This is a genomic window from Ilumatobacter sp. (assembly GCF_965215205.1).
Classification (GTDB): domain Bacteria; phylum Actinomycetota; class Acidimicrobiia; order Acidimicrobiales; family Ilumatobacteraceae; genus Ilumatobacter_A.
The window spans coordinates 2,053,006-2,070,664 of the sequence record NZ_OZ244049.1 but is presented as its reverse complement, the minus strand read 5'-3'; the positions used below and the strand labels follow the sequence as shown (position 1 = coordinate 2,070,664).

The following is a 17,659-nucleotide window of genomic DNA, read 5'->3' as shown; positions in this document are numbered from 1 at the left end:
AGCGGTCACCCGAACATTTACGGTCCAGGCATGACGACGACCGATTTCGACGTGCTCCTCTTGGATTTCGGCGGTGTGTGCATCGTGAATCCGGTGGAATTGCACGGCCGTGTCGAGTCCCTCCTCGGACTTGCGCCCGGCACCTTCGACTGGATGGGTCCGGTCGATCCGAGCACCGACCCGTTGTGGCGCCGGATGGTGGAAGGCGAGCTGTCCGAACGCGACTACTGGGCGCAGCGCGCCGCCGAAGTCGGGCGAGCTGCGGGCAAGGATTTCGACACGCGCTCGTACATGAACCTGGTGTTCGCTCCCCCGACACCCGAGATGATCCGAACCGAAGCCACATCGGTCGTCACCTCGGCGCTGGCCGCCGGCTACGGCGTGTCGGTCCTCACCAACGACATGCGTGCATTTCAGGGTCCCGACTGGGAACGTGGCGTGGACTTCCTGCAATTGGTCGACCATGTCGTCGACTGCTCCGACACCGACGTCTTGAAGCCCGATCCACGCGCCTTCCAACGCGCCATCGACACCGTCGGCGCCGACCCGAACCGAGTCCTGTTCGTCGACGACCAGCCGCTCAATGTCGAGGGCGCGAACGAGTTCGGCCTGCACGCGGTGTGGTTCGACATCTCGAACGCCGCGGGGGCGTGGAGAGACGTCGCATCGAAGCTCGGCCTCGAGCCGTGATCTCCGACTCCGCAGCGCGAGCCTTCGCCGAGCAGCTCCGTGACGCCGAGGTCGACGGCACCGCCGCGCCGCTCGCGAGCGACACGTTCCCCGACCTCGACGTCGGCGGAGCCCGCGCGATCGCCCGAGCAAGGGACGAGCTCCGTCGCAGCGACGGCGAGGTCCTCATCGGCTACAAGCTCGGTTGGACGTCAGCGGCGATGCGTGCGGCGCTCGGGATCGACCGACCCAATTGGGGCACGCTGTGGCAGTCTCAGCACCTCGATGGTCAGCTCGCCACGGCGACGCTGCGACACGCCAAGGTGGAACCCGAGATCGTGTACGTCGCAGACGCCGAACTCAGCGGCACCGAGGTGACGTCGGGCGATGTGATCTCGAGCGGCGCCGGCTGGGCGATCGGGATCGAGGTCGTACACCCTCGCTGGAAGTCGTTCGACTTCACATGGCTCGACAACACCGCCGACAACTCGTCGAGCGCTGCGATCGCAGTCGGCCCAAAACGACAGATCGGCGTCGAACCAGCCGCTCTCGACGTGACCTTCTCGGACGGCGCCGACACGCAGACCGGGCGCGGCGACTTGGCGATGGGCGATCCGGCCGAAGCGGTCGCGTGGCTCGCCCGCCAACTCGCCCGCGAAGGTCTCGGCATCGAGCGCGGTCAGATCGTCTTCACCGGTGGGCTCACCGCACCGTTCGACGTGTCCCACGGCTCTCGCTTCACGGCGAGCTGCGCCGAGCTCGGCGATGTCGCGATCACGACCGCCGATTCATGACGACTTCAACCGAACACCACGCCGTGTCCGACTCCCTGATCGCGTACCAGGGGGAGCCGGGCGCCAACTCCCACCTCGCCTGCCTCGAAGCGTGCCCGGACCGCACCCCGCAGGCATGCAACACGTTCGACGACGCCTTCGCCGCCGTGACCTCCGGCCGCGCAGCGCTCGCCATGATCCCGATCGACAACAGCGTCGCCGGGCGAGTCGCCGACATCCACCGTCTCATGCAGGTGTCGGAACTGTTCATCGTCGGCGAACACTTCCGGCGCATCACCCATCACCTGATGGCGATCCCGGGAACTCCGGTCGGCGAGCTCCGACGCGTCGCATCGCACATCCATGCGCTCGGCCAATGCCGACGCATCGTGGCCGAACTGGGGCTCGAACCCGTTCCCGTCGCCGACACCGCCGGCGCCGCCGCCGCGGTGGCTCGATCAGGCGACCGCTCCACCGCGGCGATCGCCTCCGCGGAAGCAGCCGAGATCCACGGCCTGGAGGTGCTCCGTTCCGGCATCGAGGATGACGAGCACAACACGACCCGGTTCGTCCTGCTGTCCGCACAGCCGTCGGATCCACCACCAGACGGCACGGCGGCCATCACGTCACTGCTGTTTCCGGTCCGCAACGTTCCCGCAGCACTCTTTAAGGCGCTGGGAGGCTTCGCGACGAACGGCGTCAACATGACCAAGCTCGAGTCCTACGTCGACGGATCCTTCAACGTCGCCGAGTTCCACGTCGACGTCGAAGGTCGCCCGACCGACCGAAACGTACGGCTAGCGCTCGACGAACTCGGCTTCTTCACCAGCTCGCTGCGAATCCTCGGTGTCTACGCGAGCGCACCCGCCCGCCGCGACCTCGCATCCCGACCCCGAGACAGCGCGCCGACCTAGTCGTTCCCCCATGCGGGATGCTGCTCGACCGCCGGTGTGACGATCGTTACGTTCGAAGTTCACACGAGACCGGAGCGATCGCACCGGGATCCGAGCATCGAAGGGGAACGACATGGCATCGATCGTGATCATCGGAGGCGGTTTCGCCGGGGTGTGGGCCGCAGCGAGTGCGGCCCGACTGCGACGTGGCACCAAGGGCGCCGACTACGACATCACCCTGGTCAGCATGACCGACGACATGGTGATCCGCCCTCGCCTGTACGAAGCGAAACCCCACGAGATGAAGGTGGCGCTCGCCGACGTCCTCGACCCGATCGACGTGCGGCGCGTGCGGGCGAAGGTGAACGACATCGACACATCGGGTCGCACCATCACCGCCACCGACGAACACGGTCACACCGTCGAACTCGACTACGACCGGCTCGTCGTGGCGAGCGGCTCACAGGTCGTGAAACCGACGCTCGACGGCGCCGAACACCTCTTCGACATCGACACCATCGAAGCGGCGACACAGCTCGACGAACATCTCGCCGGGCTCGCCCAGCGTGACGACGACGGCGGCCGTCACACGATCGTCGTCGTCGGTGCCGGGTTCACCGGGCTCGAGATCGCCACCGAGATCGGTGCGCGCGTCTCGGACATCGCACCCGACGCACCCGTTCGTGTCGTACTCGTCGAGCGCGAATCCGACATCGGCCCCGAACTCGGACCCGGCCCACGCCCGGTCATCGCCGAATCGTTGGCATCGCTCGACATCGAGGTCCTCACCGGCGTCAGCCTCGAAGCGCTCACCGCATCGAGTGCCCGACTCTCCGACGGAACCGAGATCGACACGCACACGGTCATCTGGACCGCCGGGATGCTCGCCAGCCCCTTGACCGAACTGATCGGCGCCGACCGCGACGAACTCGGTCGGCTCAGCGTCGACGAGTTCCTCCGCGTCAACGGCGTCGACGGGGTATTCGCCGGCGGCGACACCGCAGCGGCACCGGTCGAGGACGGCCACACCGTCATGCAGAGCTGCCAACACGCCGTTCCGGCGGGCAAGTTCGTGGGGCACAACGTCGCCGCCGACCTGCTCGGCGAGCCGCTCGTGGCGTTCGCTCCGACCCCGTACGTGACGTGCCTCGACCTCGGGCCCACCGGCGCCGTCGCAACATCCGGCTTCGACCGCGAGGTCACCATGACCGGTTCGCTCTGCAAGGACCTGAAGCAGACCATCAACGCGAAGTGGATCTACCCCCCGACCGGTGACGCCGACGCCCTGCTCGAACTCGCCGGCCCGCGCGCCGACTGGCCCGAGTGGACACCGCCCGAGGAGGGCGCCGTCGAATTCGCCACGTCGTAGCGGCGATGGTCGGCTTCGACAAGATCCTCGTCGCCAACCGCGGGGAGATCGCCATCCGCGTCTTCCGCGCCGCCACCGAACTCGGCAAGCGCACCGTCGCAATCCATTCCGAACAGGACACCCTCAGCCTGCACCGAGCAAAGGCCGACGAGGCGTACCTCGTCGGCGCCGGTCTGGCCCCGATCAGCGCCTATCTCGACATCGACGCGATCATCGACATCGCACGTGCGAGCGGCGTCGATGCGATCCACCCCGGCTACGGCCTCCTGTCGGAGAACCCAGCATTCGTCGACGCGTGCGACGCGGCGGGCATCGCGTTCATCGGGCCCACCGCAGAGACGATGCGCAGCCTCGGCGACAAGGCAGCCGGTCGTCAGGCCGCGATCGCAGCGGGGGTTCCCGTCGTTCCCGCATCCGATGTGCTCCCCGACGAACCCGTCGAGATCCGTCGCATCGCCGACGAGATGGGCTACCCGCTGATGCTCAAGGCGAGTTGGGGTGGTGGCGGCCGCGGTATGCGCATGATCTCGGGACCCGACGAGGTCGTCGAGATGGTCGACGCCGGACGACGCGAAGCCGAAGCTGCGTTCGGGAACGGCGAGGGTTTCCTCGAGAAGCTGGTCGTCGACGCGCGTCACGTCGAAGTGCAGATCCTCGGCGACGACCACGGCGGCATCTATCACCTCCACGAGCGTGACTGCTCCATCCAGCGGCGCCACCAGAAGGTCGTCGAACGCGCCCCGGCGCCTTACCTCGATGCGGAACAGCGCGAGGTGCTGTGCGGCCACGCCGTCGACCTGTGTCGCCACGTCGGCTACCGCGGGGCCGGGACCGTCGAGTTCTTGATGGACATCGCGTCCGGCAGCTTCCACTTCATCGAGGTCAACCCTCGGCTGCAGGTGGAACACACCGTCACCGAGGAGATCACCGGCGTCGACATCGTGCAGGCGCAGATCCGCATCGCCGAGGGCGCCACCGTCGCCGAAGCGACCGGTTGTGCGACCCAGGCCGACGTTCCCTTGTTCGGCCACGCCCTGCAGTGCCGCGTGACGACCGAGGACCCGCAGAACAACTTCATTCCCGACTACGGGCGACTCACGGCGTACCGGACCGCCACGGGAATGGGAATCCGGCTCGACGGTGGTACTGCGTATGCAGGCGCCGTCGTCACTCGCCACTACGACAGTCTGCTCGAAAAGGTCACCGCTCGAGGGCCCACTCCCGACGCGGCGGTCAGACGTCTCAGTCGCGCGCTCCGAGAATTCCGCATCCGCGGCGTGGCGACGAACATCGCATTCGTCGAGAACCTGCTCCAGCACCCGCGCTTCGCCGACAACAGCTACACCACCCGCTTCATCGACGAGTCCCCGGAACTGTTCGACTTCGCTCGTCGACGCGACCGTGCGACTCGATTGTTGACCTACGTCGCCGACGTGACGGTGAACGGACACCCCGACGTCGCCGGTCGTCCCGAACCCGACCCGATCGCGATCTCGGCGTCGCCGACGGTGCACCGCTTCGACGGCGCACCGCCGCCCGGGACGCGACAGATCTTCCTCGAACGGGGCGCCGCCGGCCTCGCCGAGTGGATGGCCGAGCAGACGCGCGTGTTGGTCACCGACACGACGATGCGCGACGCCCATCAGTCGCTGCTCGCTACGCGAGTCCGAACTTGCGACATGCTCGATGTGGCGCCGCTCTATGCGCACACGATGTCGGATCTCTTCTCGCTCGAATGCTGGGGCGGCGCGACGTTCGACGTGGCGTACCGCTTCCTGCAGGAGTCGCCGTGGGAACGTCTGGCGGCGCTGCGCGACGCGGTCCCGAACGTCCTGTTGCAGATGCTGCTACGGGGTTCGAACGGCGTCGGGTACACCAATCTCCCCGACAACGTCGTGCGGTTGTTCGTCGAGCGAGCAGCAGGCGCCGGCGTCGACGTTTTCCGCGTGTTCGACAGCTTGAACTGGGTCGACAACATGACCGTTGCGATCGATGCGGTCATCGAAACCGGCGCGGTCTGCGAAGCGACGATCTGTTACACCGGCGACCTGCTCGACCCCGATCGCCAGAAGTACGACCTCGACTACTACCTCGACATGGCACGCCGCCTCGAAGACACCGGCGCGCACGTCCTCGGGATCAAGGACATGGCCGGCCTGCTCAAGCCCGCCGCCGCAACGGTGCTCTTCGAAGCGTTGAACGACACGGTCGACATCCCCGTCCACTTCCACACCCACGACACCTCCGGGGTCGCCGCCGCGACGGTGCTCGCCGCTGTCGAGGCCGGAGTCGACGCCATCGACGCCGCGATCGACTCGATGTCGGGGACCACCTCGCAACCGAACCTCGGCTCCATCGCAGCGGCGCTGCGCCGCACCGAGCGCGACCCCGGGCTCGACCCCGATGCGATCAGAGTGCTGTCCAGCCGCTGGGAACACGTTCGTCGTCTGTACGCACCCTTCGAATCCGGGAGCCGGTCGGGAGCCTCGGAGGTCTACCTCCACGAGATGCCCGGCGGCCAATTCACGAACCTCAAGGCCCAAGCCCGCTCGCTCGGCATCGAACACCGCTGGGACGAGGTCGCCGAGGCCTACGCCACGGCCAACGCCATCTTCGGAGACATCGTCAAGGTCACACCGACATCGAAGGTCGTCGGCGACCTTGCGCTGATGATGGTGCTCCAGGACTTGACCCGCGAACAAGTCGAGTCCCCCGACGTCGAGCTGTCCTTCCCCGAGTCGGTGGTGGACATGATGCGCGGTGACCTCGGCCAACCGCTCGGGGGCTGGCCCGAGCAGATCCAGGCCAAGGTCCTGCGCAACGACCCTGCATCCACCGCCCGACCGGGCGACCACCTCTCCCCCGTCGATCTGAGCGCCGAACGGGAGCGACTCGACGACACCCTCGCACGCCCGCTCACGGGCGACGACGAGCTGTGCAGTTCGCTGATGTACCCGAAGGTCTTCGAGACGTTCGTCGAACGACAGGTCGAGTACGGACCGGTCGACATCTTGCCGACGCACACGTTCTTCTACGGGATGTCGATCGGCCAACAGATCGAGTGCCGCCTGGGCCCGGGCAAGACGCTCGTCATCAGCTTGCAGGCCATCGGCGACGCCCGCGAGGACGGCACCGTGCCGGTCTTCTTCGAACTGAATGGCCTGCCGAGGGTGATCCGTGTCGTCGACCGCGACACAGTCGGGACCATCGAGCCGCGCCTGCGTGCCGATCCCTCGGACGCAACGCACGTGCCGGCCCCGATGCCCGGTGCCGTCGGACTCGTCGCAGTGGCCGAGGGCGACACGGTGTCGGAAGGCGATCTCCTGTTCACGATCGAAGCGATGAAGATGGAGACCGCGATCGTCGCCGAGCGAGCGGGCACGATCGCGGCGATCCTGATCTCGGCCGGCTCTCAGGTCGAGGCCCAGGATCTCGTCGCCCGCTTCGAGCCCTGAGCAACGGCGTCCTGAACGACGCAGCCTGAACGACGTGGGCTGACGCAACGACTCAGGCGGCCTCGAACCGGCGCAGGCTCCGAGCGAACATCCGGTCGAGTACCCGGTCGGGCAGCACCCGCACCAGGAAGCCGACGACGGCGGCGTCTCGACCCAACGTGTAGCGAGCGCGAGGTCGCGGCGTGGTCACGACATCGGCGACGAATCGACCCGCCTCGCCCGCAGGCATGCCGGCCCGTGTGTGCTTCACGGACTGGCAGACCACCGCGTCGACGAGGGCGCCGTAGCGTATCCGGTGCTCGGCGCTCATCGCATCGGCGAGTCTCCATGCGGTCTGCGCTCCACGTTCCCCCATCGCCGAATGCACCGCACCGGGTTCGACGACGACCACTTGGACTCCGTGCGGCTCGAGCTCGCGACGCAGCGCATCGCTGGCCGCCTCGAGCGCGAACTTGGTCCCGGCGTATGCGCCATAGGTGGCCATCGCCATCCTGCCGCCGATGGAGCTGATGTTCACGATGCGCCCCCCGCTGCGGTGCAACAGTGGAAGCAGGGCTTGGGTGACGGAGATCTGCCCGAACAGGTTGACCTCGAAGACCCGGCGCCATTCGTCGAGTGGAAGTGTCTCGACCGGTGCGTTAAGCGAGATGCCGGCGTTGTTGACAAGGGCACGCAGCGGTCGTGCATCGGGGTCGCAAGCGATCCGCTCCGCAAGTGATTCGACGTGTTCGGGTTCGGTGATGTCGAGGATCACCGGCTCGATGTTCGCCGTGCGAATCGTTTCGCCATCGCTCGACCGACGGACGCCGACGAGCACGCGATAGCCCTTGGCCGCCAGCGAGCGCGCCGTCTCGCGCCCGATCCCGGTGGACGCACCCGTCACCACCACGATCTCATTCTCATATGACGTTGTCATCTCGACATCGTACGATCTCATGTGACGTTGTCAACTAGATTCGGTTTCATGGGAACGAGATCGGAGTCGGCCGCCGCAACGCGGCGTGCGCTGGTCGCCGCCGCACTCGAACTCCTCGATCAGGCCGGGCCCGACGCCGTCACGCTCCGCGCCATCGCCGCTCGCGCCGGAGTGTCGCGAGGCGCCCCGTATGGGCACTTCGACGGCAAGACGCAACTCCTGGCCACCCTCGCGACCGCGACGTGGAACCAGTTGGCCGACGAAGTCGACGCCGTTCTCGCCGACACCCGCCTCACTCCGTCCGACCGACTCGAGACGGCAGTCCGAGCGTTCCTCGACCTCGCACGACGCTGGCCGCACCGATTCGCGCTGATGTTCGACACTCCGGCCGACGACGTGGATGCAGCGGCAGCGGCCGGCCGCCTCCAGGATCTTTACGTCTCCGTCATCGCTACGGTGGTCGGAGATGTCGACGCCCGCCGCTACACCGCATTGTTGATGTCGAGCGCACACGGAATCGCCGCAATGAAGGCCAGCGGACACCTGAATGCGTCGAAATGGGAGATCGGCCCGGACGAACCGCTCCGCACTCTGCTCGACATGGTCCACGCGACCGTCGCGTCGACCGCACTGCACTCGTCGCAGCCCTGAATCGTCGCCGTTCGAAGCCCCGCGGAGGGTAGGAGCGACGAATGGTGTGTGAGATGCTTCGTGCGTGGAACTCGGACTGGCCGGACGGCGTGCGGCGGTGTCGGCGAGCACGTCGGGTCTCGGACTCGGCGTCGCTCGGGCATTGGCCCACGAGGACGTCAGCGTTGCGATCTGCGGACGCGACCAGTCCCGGTTGAGCGCGGCTGCGGAGTCGATCGGCGGCGCGGTCCACCCACTGGTCGCCGACGTCTCGGACACAGACGGCGCCGTCGGTTTCGTCCGCGACGCTGCGACATCGCTCTCGGGACCGATCGACATCCTGGTGACGAATACGGGTGGCCCTCCGGCGGGATCGTTCTTCGACACCGATCTCGAGGCCTACCGGTCGACCGTCGAGCAGCACTTCATGGCGGTTGTCGCCATGTGCCAGGCAGTCATCCCCGACATGGTTGAACAAGGATGGGGTCGCATCGTCGCCGTCACCTCGATGACGGTGCGCGAGCCGTTGCCCGACGTGGTTCTCTCGAGTCCCGGACGAGCTGCAGCGACGGCGTTCCTGAAGAGCCTGTCGCTCCAGGTGGCCGGGACAGGGGTGACGGTCAACACCGTTCAGCCCGGAGCACATTCGACGCCTCGACTCGCACAGCTCTATTCCGACGAGCAGCAAGCTGATCTCCGACAGGGCGATCCCGACAAGTTCGGACGGATCGTCACGTTCTTGTGTAGCGACCACGCCGAGTTCGTGAACGGTGCGAACGTCGCCGTCGACGGTGGGCGATCCGCCGCGCTGCCGTAGACCGTCGGACGAACGGTGGACCTCACCGAGATCGACCGAATCCCTGGTCGCCAAAGCTCTCGGCGGCTGAATCGCAGGACTCGTCAGCGTGAGTCCGGATGCGTCGTCGAGCCACCGAGCAGCGAGAAGAGATCCTTGGGATCGACGGGGTCCGCGATGAGGTCGAGTTCGGTCACGTGCATGGATCCTCGAACCGAGTCGCGAAGGTAGCGCAGGGCCGAGAAATCCTCGACCGCGAAGCCGACGGAGTCGAAGACGGTGAGTTGGTCGCTCCTCGTGCGGCCATGTGCGGAGCCATCGAGAACAGTCCAGAGCTCAGTGACCGGATAGTCGGTCGGGAGCTGCTGGATCTCACCTTCGATGCGCGACTGCTCGGTGTACTCGACGAAGACATCGCTTCGCATCAGGAGTGCCGGGTCGAGCTCGGTCTTGCCGGGGCAGTCGCCACCGATCGCGTTGATGTGGACGCCGGTGCCGACCATGTCGTCGTGGAGGATGGTGGCGTACGTCTTGTCTGCTGTGCAGGTCGTGATCACGTCCGCTGACGAGATCGCATCGGCTGCGTGCGCCGCCCGGTGGATGTCGAAGCCCAGCGGTTCGAGGTTGGCGGCGAGCTTCTCGACCGCGTCGGGGTCGACGTCCCACAGGCGAAGTGTGTCGATTCCGAGGGTCGTGCGGAACGCGAGCGCCTGGAACTCGGCCTGTGCGCCGCACCCGATCAACGCGAGCGTGCTCGAGTCAGGCGGCGCCAACACCTTGGCCGCCATCGCCGAGGTCGCAGCGGTACGCAGTGCAGTCAGGAGGGTCATCTCGGACATGAACGTCGGGTACCCGGTGTCGACATCGGCGAGTACGCCGAACGCGGTCACCGTCTGCAATCCACGCTTGGTGTTGATCGGATGCCCGTTGACGTACTTGAACGCGTACTCGACGCCATCGCTGGTCGGCATGAGTTCGATCACGCCGTGTTCGGAATGGCTGGCGACCCGCGGTGTCTTGTCGAAGACCTGCCATCGACGGAAGTCGCGTTCGAGAGAGGCGACCATCCCGTCGACGATGGCCTCGACTCCTGAACCGACGGTCCAGCGGGCGACGCCGGGTGCGTCGACGAAATCGATCATGTCGAATACTCCTTTGTCGCTGCGCTCAGGCCGGTGAGGCCGCTGCGTGGAGGGGGTGGTGACAGGCTGCGAGATGCGCACTCGTCGATCCGGCTCCGAGGGACGGCCGCTCTGCGATGCATCGGTCGTCGGCGCAGTCACATCGAGTGTTGAACGCGCACCCGGGCGGCGGGTCAAGCGGGCTCGGCGGCTCACCGACGATCGCGACACGTTCCTGGTTGCGGCGCGACCGATCGGGCGACGGCGCGGCGGCGAGCAGAGCGGTCGTGTACGGGTGCAACGTTCGGTCGTACACCTCGTCCCATGGGCCCTGTTCGACGATGCGACCGAGGTACATCACCGCCACCCGGTCGGCGACGTGCTGGACGACCGAGAGATCATGTGACACGAAGATCATGGCGAGGCCGAGTTCGGCCTTGAGGTCGGCGAGCAGGTTGATGATCTGCGCCTGGACGGACACGTCGAGCGCGGACACGGCTTCGTCGCAGACGAGGATGCCGGGATCCAGGGCAAGCGCCCGTGCGATGTCGACACGCTGTCTCTGCCCCCCGGACAATTGGCCAGGCCGGCGCTGCGCCTGGTCGGGGTTCAGGCCCACGAGTTCGAGCAACTCGGCGACGCGGCTCGCCCGGCCGGCTCTCGGATGCTGCTGCGCATGGATGTCGAGCGGTTCGCGCACGATCTGTTCGATCGTCATGCGAGGGTCGAGTGACTTGTACGGATCCTGGTGCACCATCTGGATCTCTCGGCGTACCTCTTTGAGTCGGCCACGTCCCATCTCGTCGAACCGTTCACCGAGCAGTTCGATGTGCCCCTCGGTGGGTTCGGCGTCACCGATCAGCATCCTCGACAACGTCGACTTGCCACAGCCCGACTCACCGACGATCCCGAGGGTCTCGCCTCGCCGCAACTCGATGTCGGTGTCAGCGACGGCGACGAGCGTGTCGGCCCGCCCGAAACCCTTTCGCCGGACGGTGAAATGCTTCGCCAGGCCGACGCCGCGCAGGACCACCTCGTCGTCGCTGCCGCTCATGACGTGATCTCCACGCCGGCGGCACGACCCGGCCCGGCGGACCCGACCGGTTCGGCCAGGTGACAGCGCGAGTGGTGACCCGGTGCGACCTCGGTGAGATCGGCCGGCGTCATGCAGTCGTCGATCGCATGCGCACATCGCGGGCGGAACGAGCAGCCGTCGGGCTTGTTCATGAGCGACGGCGGCTTGCCGGCGATCATCGGCAGCGGTCCACCCCGCTGTGCCGGCCGCGGGATCGCATCGAGGAGCGCCTGCGTGTACGGATGTTCCGGTTGGTCGTAGACCTGATCCGCCGTGCCTCGTTCGACGACACGACCGGCATACATCACGACGATGTCGTCGGCGACGCCGGCGACCACGCCGAGGTCGTGCGTGATCAGCACCAACCCCATCCCGCGCGACTCCTTGAGCTCGACGAGCAATTCGAGGATCTGGGCCTGGATCGTGACATCGAGCGCAGTGGTCGGTTCATCGGCGATCAGCAGGTCGGGGTCGCACGAGATCGACATTGCAATCATCACGCGCTGCAACGTGCCGCCCGATAGTTCATGAGGGAAACTCGCTACGCGCCGTCGCGGGTCGGGGATGCCGACCTGACCGAGCAGCTCCACCGCGCGCTCGTTCGCCCGTCGACGCGACATTTTTCGGTGCACGCGGAGACCCTCGCCGACCTGGTAGCCGATCGGCAGCACCGGGTTCAGGGCCGACATCGCGTCCTGGAACACCATTGCCATCCGGGTTCCGTTGACTTCATCACGACGCCGACGCTTCATGGTCAGCACGTCGTCGCCGTCGATCTCAATGCGACCCGACGTGATGCGGCTCCCGGATTCGGGCAGCACGCCCATGACCGCCCGCGCCGTGGCGCTCTTGCCCGAACCGGACTCACCGATGATCGCAAGGGTGCGCCCGGCCGCCACGTCGATGGCGACGTCATCGACGGCGGTTCCCCACTCGCCGTCGCTGCGGAACTGTACGGACAGGTCGCTGATCCGCAGCAGCGGCGCGCCGGAGCCGGCGCTGGGGGACGATACGTCTCTGCCGTTCATGTCGCGGCCGCTCACTTCGAGCTCCGTCGTGCTGTTTCGTCGTTGCGGAGCGCTTCGCCGAGGAGGACGAATCCGAGCACGGTGAGGGTGAGGAACAGCGATGGGAACATCAAGAGGTGCGGGTCGGAGCTGAACGAACCCTGGGCGGAGTTGAGTTGCACCCCCCAGGAGATCGACGGTCGCTGGAGACCGATACCGAGCACGGTGAGCGCCGCTTCGGTGATGATGATGCTTGCGATCAGCAGAACACTCACGGCAGCGACGGGCGCGAACGAGTTCGGCAGGACGTGGCGGGCGATGATCCGGATCGGTCCCGCACCCATCTCCCGAGCCGCCCGGACGTATTCGAGATCGACGATCGGCAGCGCTGTGGATCGCATCAGGCGGGTCAGGCTGGGCCACGCGAACATGACGAGTGCGAACGAGATGTTCCAGACACTGCGGTTCTGGAGCGCCTGCAGGATCACGACGAGGCCGACGATGATCGGGAACCCGAGGATCACATCGGAGAGTCGGCTCACGACCGTGTCGACCCACCCACGGAAGTACGCCGCAGCACACCCGAGGACAACCGAGATGGCGACGACGAGAACGATGACGGTGATGCTGATCTGCAGCGAAGCGCGTGCACCGTGAATGACGTTGTTGAAGAGGTCGCAGCCCTGTGTGTCGAATCCGAACGGATGCCCGGAGCGTGGGCGTGCTTTGCTGTCGGCCAGGCTGCAGTCGCGCGTATCCGAGCTGCCGATGAGTCCCGAGACGAATCCAGGGAAGATCGAGATGAAGATCATGAAGCCGACAATTGCTGCGCCGATGATCCCCGTCGGTCGACGGAGGAAATCCGGGACGGCGACGTGACGGCGCTCGACGACCTCGAGTTCGATCGGGTCGACGTCGGTCGAGGCGGCACCGGACGTGGCGACCGGGCTGCGGGACTCGGGGTGTTCCATCTCAGGCACCCTTTCGTTCGAGGCTGATGCGAGGATCGAGCAATCCGTAGAGCAGGTCGACGACGAGGTTGACGACGAGGTACACGAGCACCAGCATCGTGCTGACGCCGATCACGACCGGCCCGTTCTGTACACGGATCGCCCTGAAGACCTCGAAGCCGATCCCAGGGATGTTGAAGATCGCCTCGATCAACACCGCGCCGCCGAGCAGGTTGCCGAGGACGAGCCCCATCAACGACACGATCGGCACGAGCGAGTTGCGAAGGATGTGGCGCACGACGATGCGCCGGTGCGGAATGCCGCGTGCCTTCGCCGTGTCGACGTAATCCGCTGTGCGATTGTCGATCACGGCGGCACGCGTCAATCGGGCGACCTCGGGCACGGCGAACATGCCGAGCACGAATGCCGGCATGATGTAGTTGATCGGCCAACCCTCACGCACCCCTGACGTCGGCAGCCACCCGAGTTCGACACCCACGAGATACTGCAGGACGAACGCGATGACGAAGAAGGGGATGCCGAGGATCAGGGTCGTGAGCGACAGCACAAAAAGGTCGATCTTGCCGCCGGGTCGGATCCCGGCGAACGACCCGAGCGTGATGCCGATGACCCCGGCGACGAGCCAGGCGGAGAGGCCGAGCTTGAGGGTCACCGGCCATGCGCGCCCGACCTTCTCCGACACCTCCTTGCCTTCCAGATCCGTGCCGAGGTCACCGGTCACCAGGTCGGTCACGTACAGCCAGTACTGCGTCAGGAGCGGCTCGTCGAGGTTGTAGCGCTCGATGAGGACCGCCCTCACCGACGGAGACAACGGCGTGGTCGGCCCGGCGAGCGACTGGAGCGGGTCGCCCGGCAGCGCCCAGACCGTGAGGAAGATGATGAGGGTGGTCCCGATCAGGATCGGCACCATGCCCAATACCCGACGCAGTGTGTACCTGATCATGGTCTTCTCCTGTCGACGGCCTGGGCCCCGTTTCGCAACAGGTCAGTTCACCTGCACAGCGGAGAGCTTGACACCACCGAGTGCTTCGGAGATGACTCCGGACAGGTTCTCGGCGTAGACCAGTCCGCCCGCCGGGGCGAGGATCGGCGTGACCGGCATGTCGCCGAGCGCGACGCTCACCGCTTCCTGGGTGAGCCGGATCGTCTCGTCGCTGTCGGCGGCTGACGCCGCCTGGGCCATGAGATCGTTGAACTCGGCACTGTCGTACCCCGTCACGTTGAGGCCTGCACCAGGAAGCAGCGTCACCTCGGCCAAAGCGTAGAGATGGGGGAAGACCGCTCCGGCGTAGAGCAGCGTCGGACCGTCGAGGGTGCCAGCGAAGAGGCTGTCGTACAACAGGCCGATCTCCTGGGACTCGAACGTGACGTCCTCGATACCGAGATCGGTGCGCAACTGGTTCGAGATCGCTTCCACGATCGCCTCGTTCGTCGGGTCTTGGAACGTGTACAGCGTCAGCGGTCCGTCGAATCCGCCGGCCGCTTCGAGCTGCGCCGACGCGGCCTCGGGGTCGTAGCTGCAGGCGTCGCAGAAGTCGCCGCCACCGCCGATCATCGTCTCGGGCGCCAGCGCCGTCGACGGCGTCCCGAAGCCGCCGGTCAGCGCACTCACGATCGAATCACGGTCGATCGACCGGGAGATCGCCTGACGGACCTCGGGGTCGGCGAAACGCTCGTCGTCGATCGGGAACGCAAGGTAGATCATCGCCGGGAACGGCACGTCGACGATCGTGTCGGCGTAGGTCGTCGAGGCGTCCGCGAGGTCGGCGCCATCAGCGAGCATGACATCGATGGCACCGGCCTGGAAGTCGGTGTAGATGGACGCCGGGTCGGCGTAGAGCCGCAGGTCGACCGACTCGGCGAGAGCGACCTCACCGTTGTAGTCGTCGAAACGATTCAGACGCACGTCCTGATCACCGTCGGTGAAACCGCCTTCCTGCATCATGAACGGACCGTTGCCGATCGGGTTCGTGGCGAATGCCTCGAAGTCCTCGACCCCCTCAGGCAGTGGGGCGAACGCCGCCGAGGCGAGAAGGAACGGGAAGAGGGCGTTGGGCTCGTTCAGCGTCACGTTCAACGTGAAGTCGTCGGGGGCGGTGAGCCCCGACAGCGTGTCGGCCGTGGCCTCCTCACCCTCCGCGGGATTCATCGCCTCGTATCCCTCGATGATGTTCATCGATGCGTTGTTGTCGAAGGTGTTCTCCGGGGTGGCGACGGCGTTCCACGCGTCGACGAACGACTGGGCGGTGATGGGCGATCCGTCGTGGAAGGTCCAGCCCTCGCCGATCGTGATCGTCCATTCGCGCGAGTCCTCGGTATCGAGCGAGTCGGCGATCATGTTCTCCAGTTCACCGGTCTCGGCGGACACCTGGGTGAGCGGCGTCCACAAGGCGTAGTCGATGTTGCTCGCTCCCGAGTTGCCGGGAGCGAAGTTGCTGACGAAGAACGACGGGAGCCCGACCGAGTAGGAGCCGCCACCTCCCTCGCTCAACTCGGCGGGTTCGCTGCTGTCGCCGGCTCCCTCCGAGCTCTCGGCCTCGACGGCGGTCTCGGTCGGGCTCTCGGTCTCCGATGCATCTTCTGACCCACCGCACGATGCCGCGACCAGCGTCGCAACAATGGCAAGTGTGGCCGTCCGCTTCAGACGGTTCGATCTCGTGAACGTGGTCATGTTCCCCCTTGTAGTCGCCGAGCCGGAATGCGGTCCTGACTTCGGATCCGACGAACGGTACTCGCAGTACGGTTCGCTGTCCAGGAAGAGGTCATCGGAGTTTGTCGAGTTCATCGTTGCGAAACACCGCTGGCGCATTCTCTCGCAGTTGTCGATCGGTGCAATCCGCCGAATCGGCTACCCTCGGTATCAGCGAGACTCCTGTGCGCCGACGAGCCAGCGGCGGACGTTCTGACCCAACCGTTCGTCGGCGTAGCCACCCTCTTGCAGCACCACCAACGGAACCCCGAGGTTCGCCACGAGTGCGCCGCATCTGGCCAGTCCGTCAGCCGTGAGTTCGAGGTCGCTGATCGGGTCGGCGTGATGGGTGTCGACGCCGAGCGACACCACGACGACGCCAGGATCGAATGCTGCGATCCTCTCCAGTGCGTGTCCGAGGCGGGTGATGTACAGGTCGTCGCAGGCCCCGACGGGCAGCGACACGTTGTGGGTGGCTCCAGCACCTCTGCCGACACCGGTCTCGGAAGCAAACCCAGCGAAGTGTGGGTACGCCCGATGCGGGTCTCCGTGGAGCGACACGAACTGCACGTCGTCACGGTCGTAGAAGATCTGCTGCGTGCCGTTGCCGTGGTGGTAGTCGACGTCGAGCACGGTCACCTTCGAACCCGTCCGCTCGACGATGTCGTGTGCGACGATCGCTGCGTTGTTGAAGAAGCAGTAGCCGCCGTAGGCGGCACGAGGCGCATGATGCCCCGGCGGCCGGCACAAGCCGTAGGCGATCAGCTCACCATCGAGGACGGCGTCGGCGGCCCCGAGCGCGACGTCGACGGCCGAGCGGGCGGCATCATAGGTTCCGTTCGTGATGGGTGTGGTCGTCTCGAAACACCACCGACCGAGTTCGAGATCGATCGCGCGCACCCGAGGTGCCGGACCCATCCCCTCACGGAGTGCTGCGATCGAGAACATGTCAGCCACGACGTCGTCGGTGTCGGGGTGGACCTCCTGGTAGCGGTCCCACGCGCTGGCCAGGAAGTCGACGAGCCCCGAATCGTGAACGGCCGATATCGGCCCGATACCGTGCGGTGTCGGTCGGACGATCTCGAATCCGTCGTCGGCGTCGAGGACTGAGTGGATCATTTCCGCCCGCCCGGCGTGTTCGAACGGAACCTGGAATCGCGACGATTCGAATTCCTGCGACGGGTCGTGCAGGCGGTGGTCGGGTGAGAAATAGACCTTCACTGCGTCGGTCGTCCTCGGACCGAACCGCTCCGCTCCGATCTGCTCTGTCTCGATCTGCTGGCGACGGATCTGTC

15 protein-coding genes are annotated in these 17,659 nt (G+C 66.3%); 7 read left to right on the top strand and 8 right to left on the bottom strand.

Going from position 1 to position 17,659, the window contains the following annotated elements; all coding sequences use genetic code 11:
- Window positions 1-30 precede the first annotated feature (30 nt).
- The 5 genes from ACOOHC_RS09685 to ACOOHC_RS09665 all read left to right on the top strand — a co-directional run bounded on the left by ACOOHC_RS09685 (window position 31) and on the right by ACOOHC_RS09665 (window position 7,159).
- A complete protein-coding gene (locus tag ACOOHC_RS09685) occupies window positions 31-690 on the top strand; it encodes an HAD-IA family hydrolase (RefSeq protein ID WP_420450201.1) in 660 nt (219 codons plus the stop codon).
- Entirely contained in the window at window positions 687-1,463 is a 777-nt protein-coding gene (locus ACOOHC_RS09680) for a 2-keto-4-pentenoate hydratase (protein WP_420450200.1), read from the top strand. The genes ACOOHC_RS09685 and ACOOHC_RS09680 overlap by 4 nt, the downstream gene beginning before the upstream one ends.
- Window positions 1,460-2,356, top strand: a complete 897-nt coding sequence (locus tag ACOOHC_RS09675) for a prephenate dehydratase (protein ID WP_420450199.1) — start codon at window positions 1,460-1,462, stop codon at window positions 2,354-2,356. Before ACOOHC_RS09680 ends, ACOOHC_RS09675 begins: the two co-directional genes overlap by 4 nt.
- Window positions 2,357-2,468: 112 nt before the next feature.
- Entirely contained in the window at window positions 2,469-3,704 is a 1,236-nt protein-coding gene (locus tag ACOOHC_RS09670; RefSeq protein WP_420450198.1) for an NAD(P)/FAD-dependent oxidoreductase, read from the top strand.
- Window positions 3,705-3,709: 5 nt separating this feature from the next.
- Window positions 3,710-7,159, top strand: a complete 3,450-nt coding sequence (locus tag ACOOHC_RS09665; protein ID WP_420450197.1) for a pyruvate carboxylase — start codon at window positions 3,710-3,712, stop codon at window positions 7,157-7,159.
- Window positions 7,160-7,211: 52 nt separating this feature from the next.
- On the opposite strand, the gene ACOOHC_RS09660 is transcribed toward ACOOHC_RS09665, so the two are convergent.
- On the bottom strand, window positions 7,212-8,075 hold the full coding sequence (locus ACOOHC_RS09660; protein WP_420450196.1) for an SDR family oxidoreductase: 864 nt from the start codon (window positions 8,073-8,075) through the stop codon (window positions 7,212-7,214).
- 48 nt (window positions 8,076-8,123) lie between these two features.
- On the opposite strand from ACOOHC_RS09660, the gene ACOOHC_RS09655 reads away from it, so the two are divergent.
- Window positions 8,124-8,726 (top strand): TetR/AcrR family transcriptional regulator, encoded by a 603-nt coding sequence (locus tag ACOOHC_RS09655; RefSeq protein WP_420450195.1) that lies wholly within the window; start codon window positions 8,124-8,126, stop codon window positions 8,724-8,726.
- A gap of 64 nt (window positions 8,727-8,790) precedes the next feature.
- On the top strand, window positions 8,791-9,522 hold the full coding sequence (locus tag ACOOHC_RS09650; protein ID WP_420450194.1) for an SDR family oxidoreductase: 732 nt from the start codon (window positions 8,791-8,793) through the stop codon (window positions 9,520-9,522).
- Between the two features lie 83 nt (window positions 9,523-9,605).
- Here the strand turns inward: ACOOHC_RS09650 and ACOOHC_RS09645 are convergent, their stop codons facing one another.
- From ACOOHC_RS09645 to ACOOHC_RS09615, 7 genes are all read right to left on the bottom strand, one after another.
- Window positions 9,606-10,643, bottom strand: a complete 1,038-nt coding sequence (locus tag ACOOHC_RS09645) for an ornithine cyclodeaminase (protein ID WP_420450193.1) — start codon at window positions 10,641-10,643, stop codon at window positions 9,606-9,608.
- Between the two features lie 25 nt (window positions 10,644-10,668).
- Entirely contained in the window at window positions 10,669-11,676 is a 1,008-nt protein-coding gene (locus ACOOHC_RS09640; RefSeq protein ID WP_420450192.1) for an ABC transporter ATP-binding protein, read from the bottom strand.
- Window positions 11,673-12,740 (bottom strand): ABC transporter ATP-binding protein, encoded by a 1,068-nt coding sequence (locus ACOOHC_RS09635; RefSeq protein ID WP_420450191.1) that lies wholly within the window; start codon window positions 12,738-12,740, stop codon window positions 11,673-11,675. Before ACOOHC_RS09635 ends, ACOOHC_RS09640 begins: the two co-directional genes overlap by 4 nt.
- Window positions 12,737-13,675, bottom strand: a complete 939-nt coding sequence (locus ACOOHC_RS09630) for an ABC transporter permease (protein ID WP_420453766.1) — start codon at window positions 13,673-13,675, stop codon at window positions 12,737-12,739. Before ACOOHC_RS09630 ends, ACOOHC_RS09635 begins: the two co-directional genes overlap by 4 nt.
- A 1-nt stretch (window position 13,676) precedes the next feature.
- Entirely contained in the window at window positions 13,677-14,618 is a 942-nt protein-coding gene (locus ACOOHC_RS09625) for an ABC transporter permease (RefSeq protein WP_420453765.1), read from the bottom strand.
- A 42-nt stretch (window positions 14,619-14,660) separates the two neighbouring features.
- Entirely contained in the window at window positions 14,661-16,460 is a 1,800-nt protein-coding gene (locus ACOOHC_RS09620) for a peptide ABC transporter substrate-binding protein (RefSeq protein WP_420453764.1), read from the bottom strand.
- A gap of 75 nt (window positions 16,461-16,535) precedes the next feature.
- Entirely contained in the window at window positions 16,536-17,585 is a 1,050-nt protein-coding gene (locus ACOOHC_RS09615; protein ID WP_420453763.1) for a histone deacetylase family protein, read from the bottom strand.
- Window positions 17,586-17,659 lie beyond the last annotated feature (74 nt).

Bases quoted from the DNA above. Each gene is read 5' to 3' on its own strand.
- ACOOHC_RS09685 (WP_420450201.1), top strand. From the start codon at position 31: ATGACGACGACCGATTTCGACGTGCTCCTCTTGGATTTCGGCGGTGTG.
- ACOOHC_RS09675 (WP_420450199.1), top strand. From the start codon at position 1,460: ATGACGACTTCAACCGAACACCACGCCGTGTCCGACTCCCTGATCGCG.
- ACOOHC_RS09670 (WP_420450198.1), top strand. From the start codon at position 2,469: ATGGCATCGATCGTGATCATCGGAGGCGGTTTCGCCGGGGTGTGGGCC.
- ACOOHC_RS09665 (WP_420450197.1), top strand. From the start codon at position 3,710: ATGGTCGGCTTCGACAAGATCCTCGTCGCCAACCGCGGGGAGATCGCC.
- ACOOHC_RS09660 (WP_420450196.1), bottom strand. From the start codon at position 8,075: ATGACAACGTCATATGAGAATGAGATCGTGGTGGTGACGGGTGCGTCC.
- ACOOHC_RS09655 (WP_420450195.1), top strand. From the start codon at position 8,124: ATGGGAACGAGATCGGAGTCGGCCGCCGCAACGCGGCGTGCGCTGGTC.
- ACOOHC_RS09645 (WP_420450193.1), bottom strand. From the start codon at position 10,643: ATGATCGATTTCGTCGACGCACCCGGCGTCGCCCGCTGGACCGTCGGT.
- ACOOHC_RS09640 (WP_420450192.1), bottom strand. From the start codon at position 11,676: ATGAGCGGCAGCGACGACGAGGTGGTCCTGCGCGGCGTCGGCCTGGCG.
- ACOOHC_RS09630 (WP_420453766.1), bottom strand. From the start codon at position 13,675: ATGGAACACCCCGAGTCCCGCAGCCCGGTCGCCACGTCCGGTGCCGCC.
- ACOOHC_RS09625 (WP_420453765.1), bottom strand. From the start codon at position 14,618: ATGATCAGGTACACACTGCGTCGGGTATTGGGCATGGTGCCGATCCTG.
- ACOOHC_RS09620 (WP_420453764.1), bottom strand. From the start codon at position 16,460: ATGAACTCGACAAACTCCGATGACCTCTTCCTGGACAGCGAACCGTAC.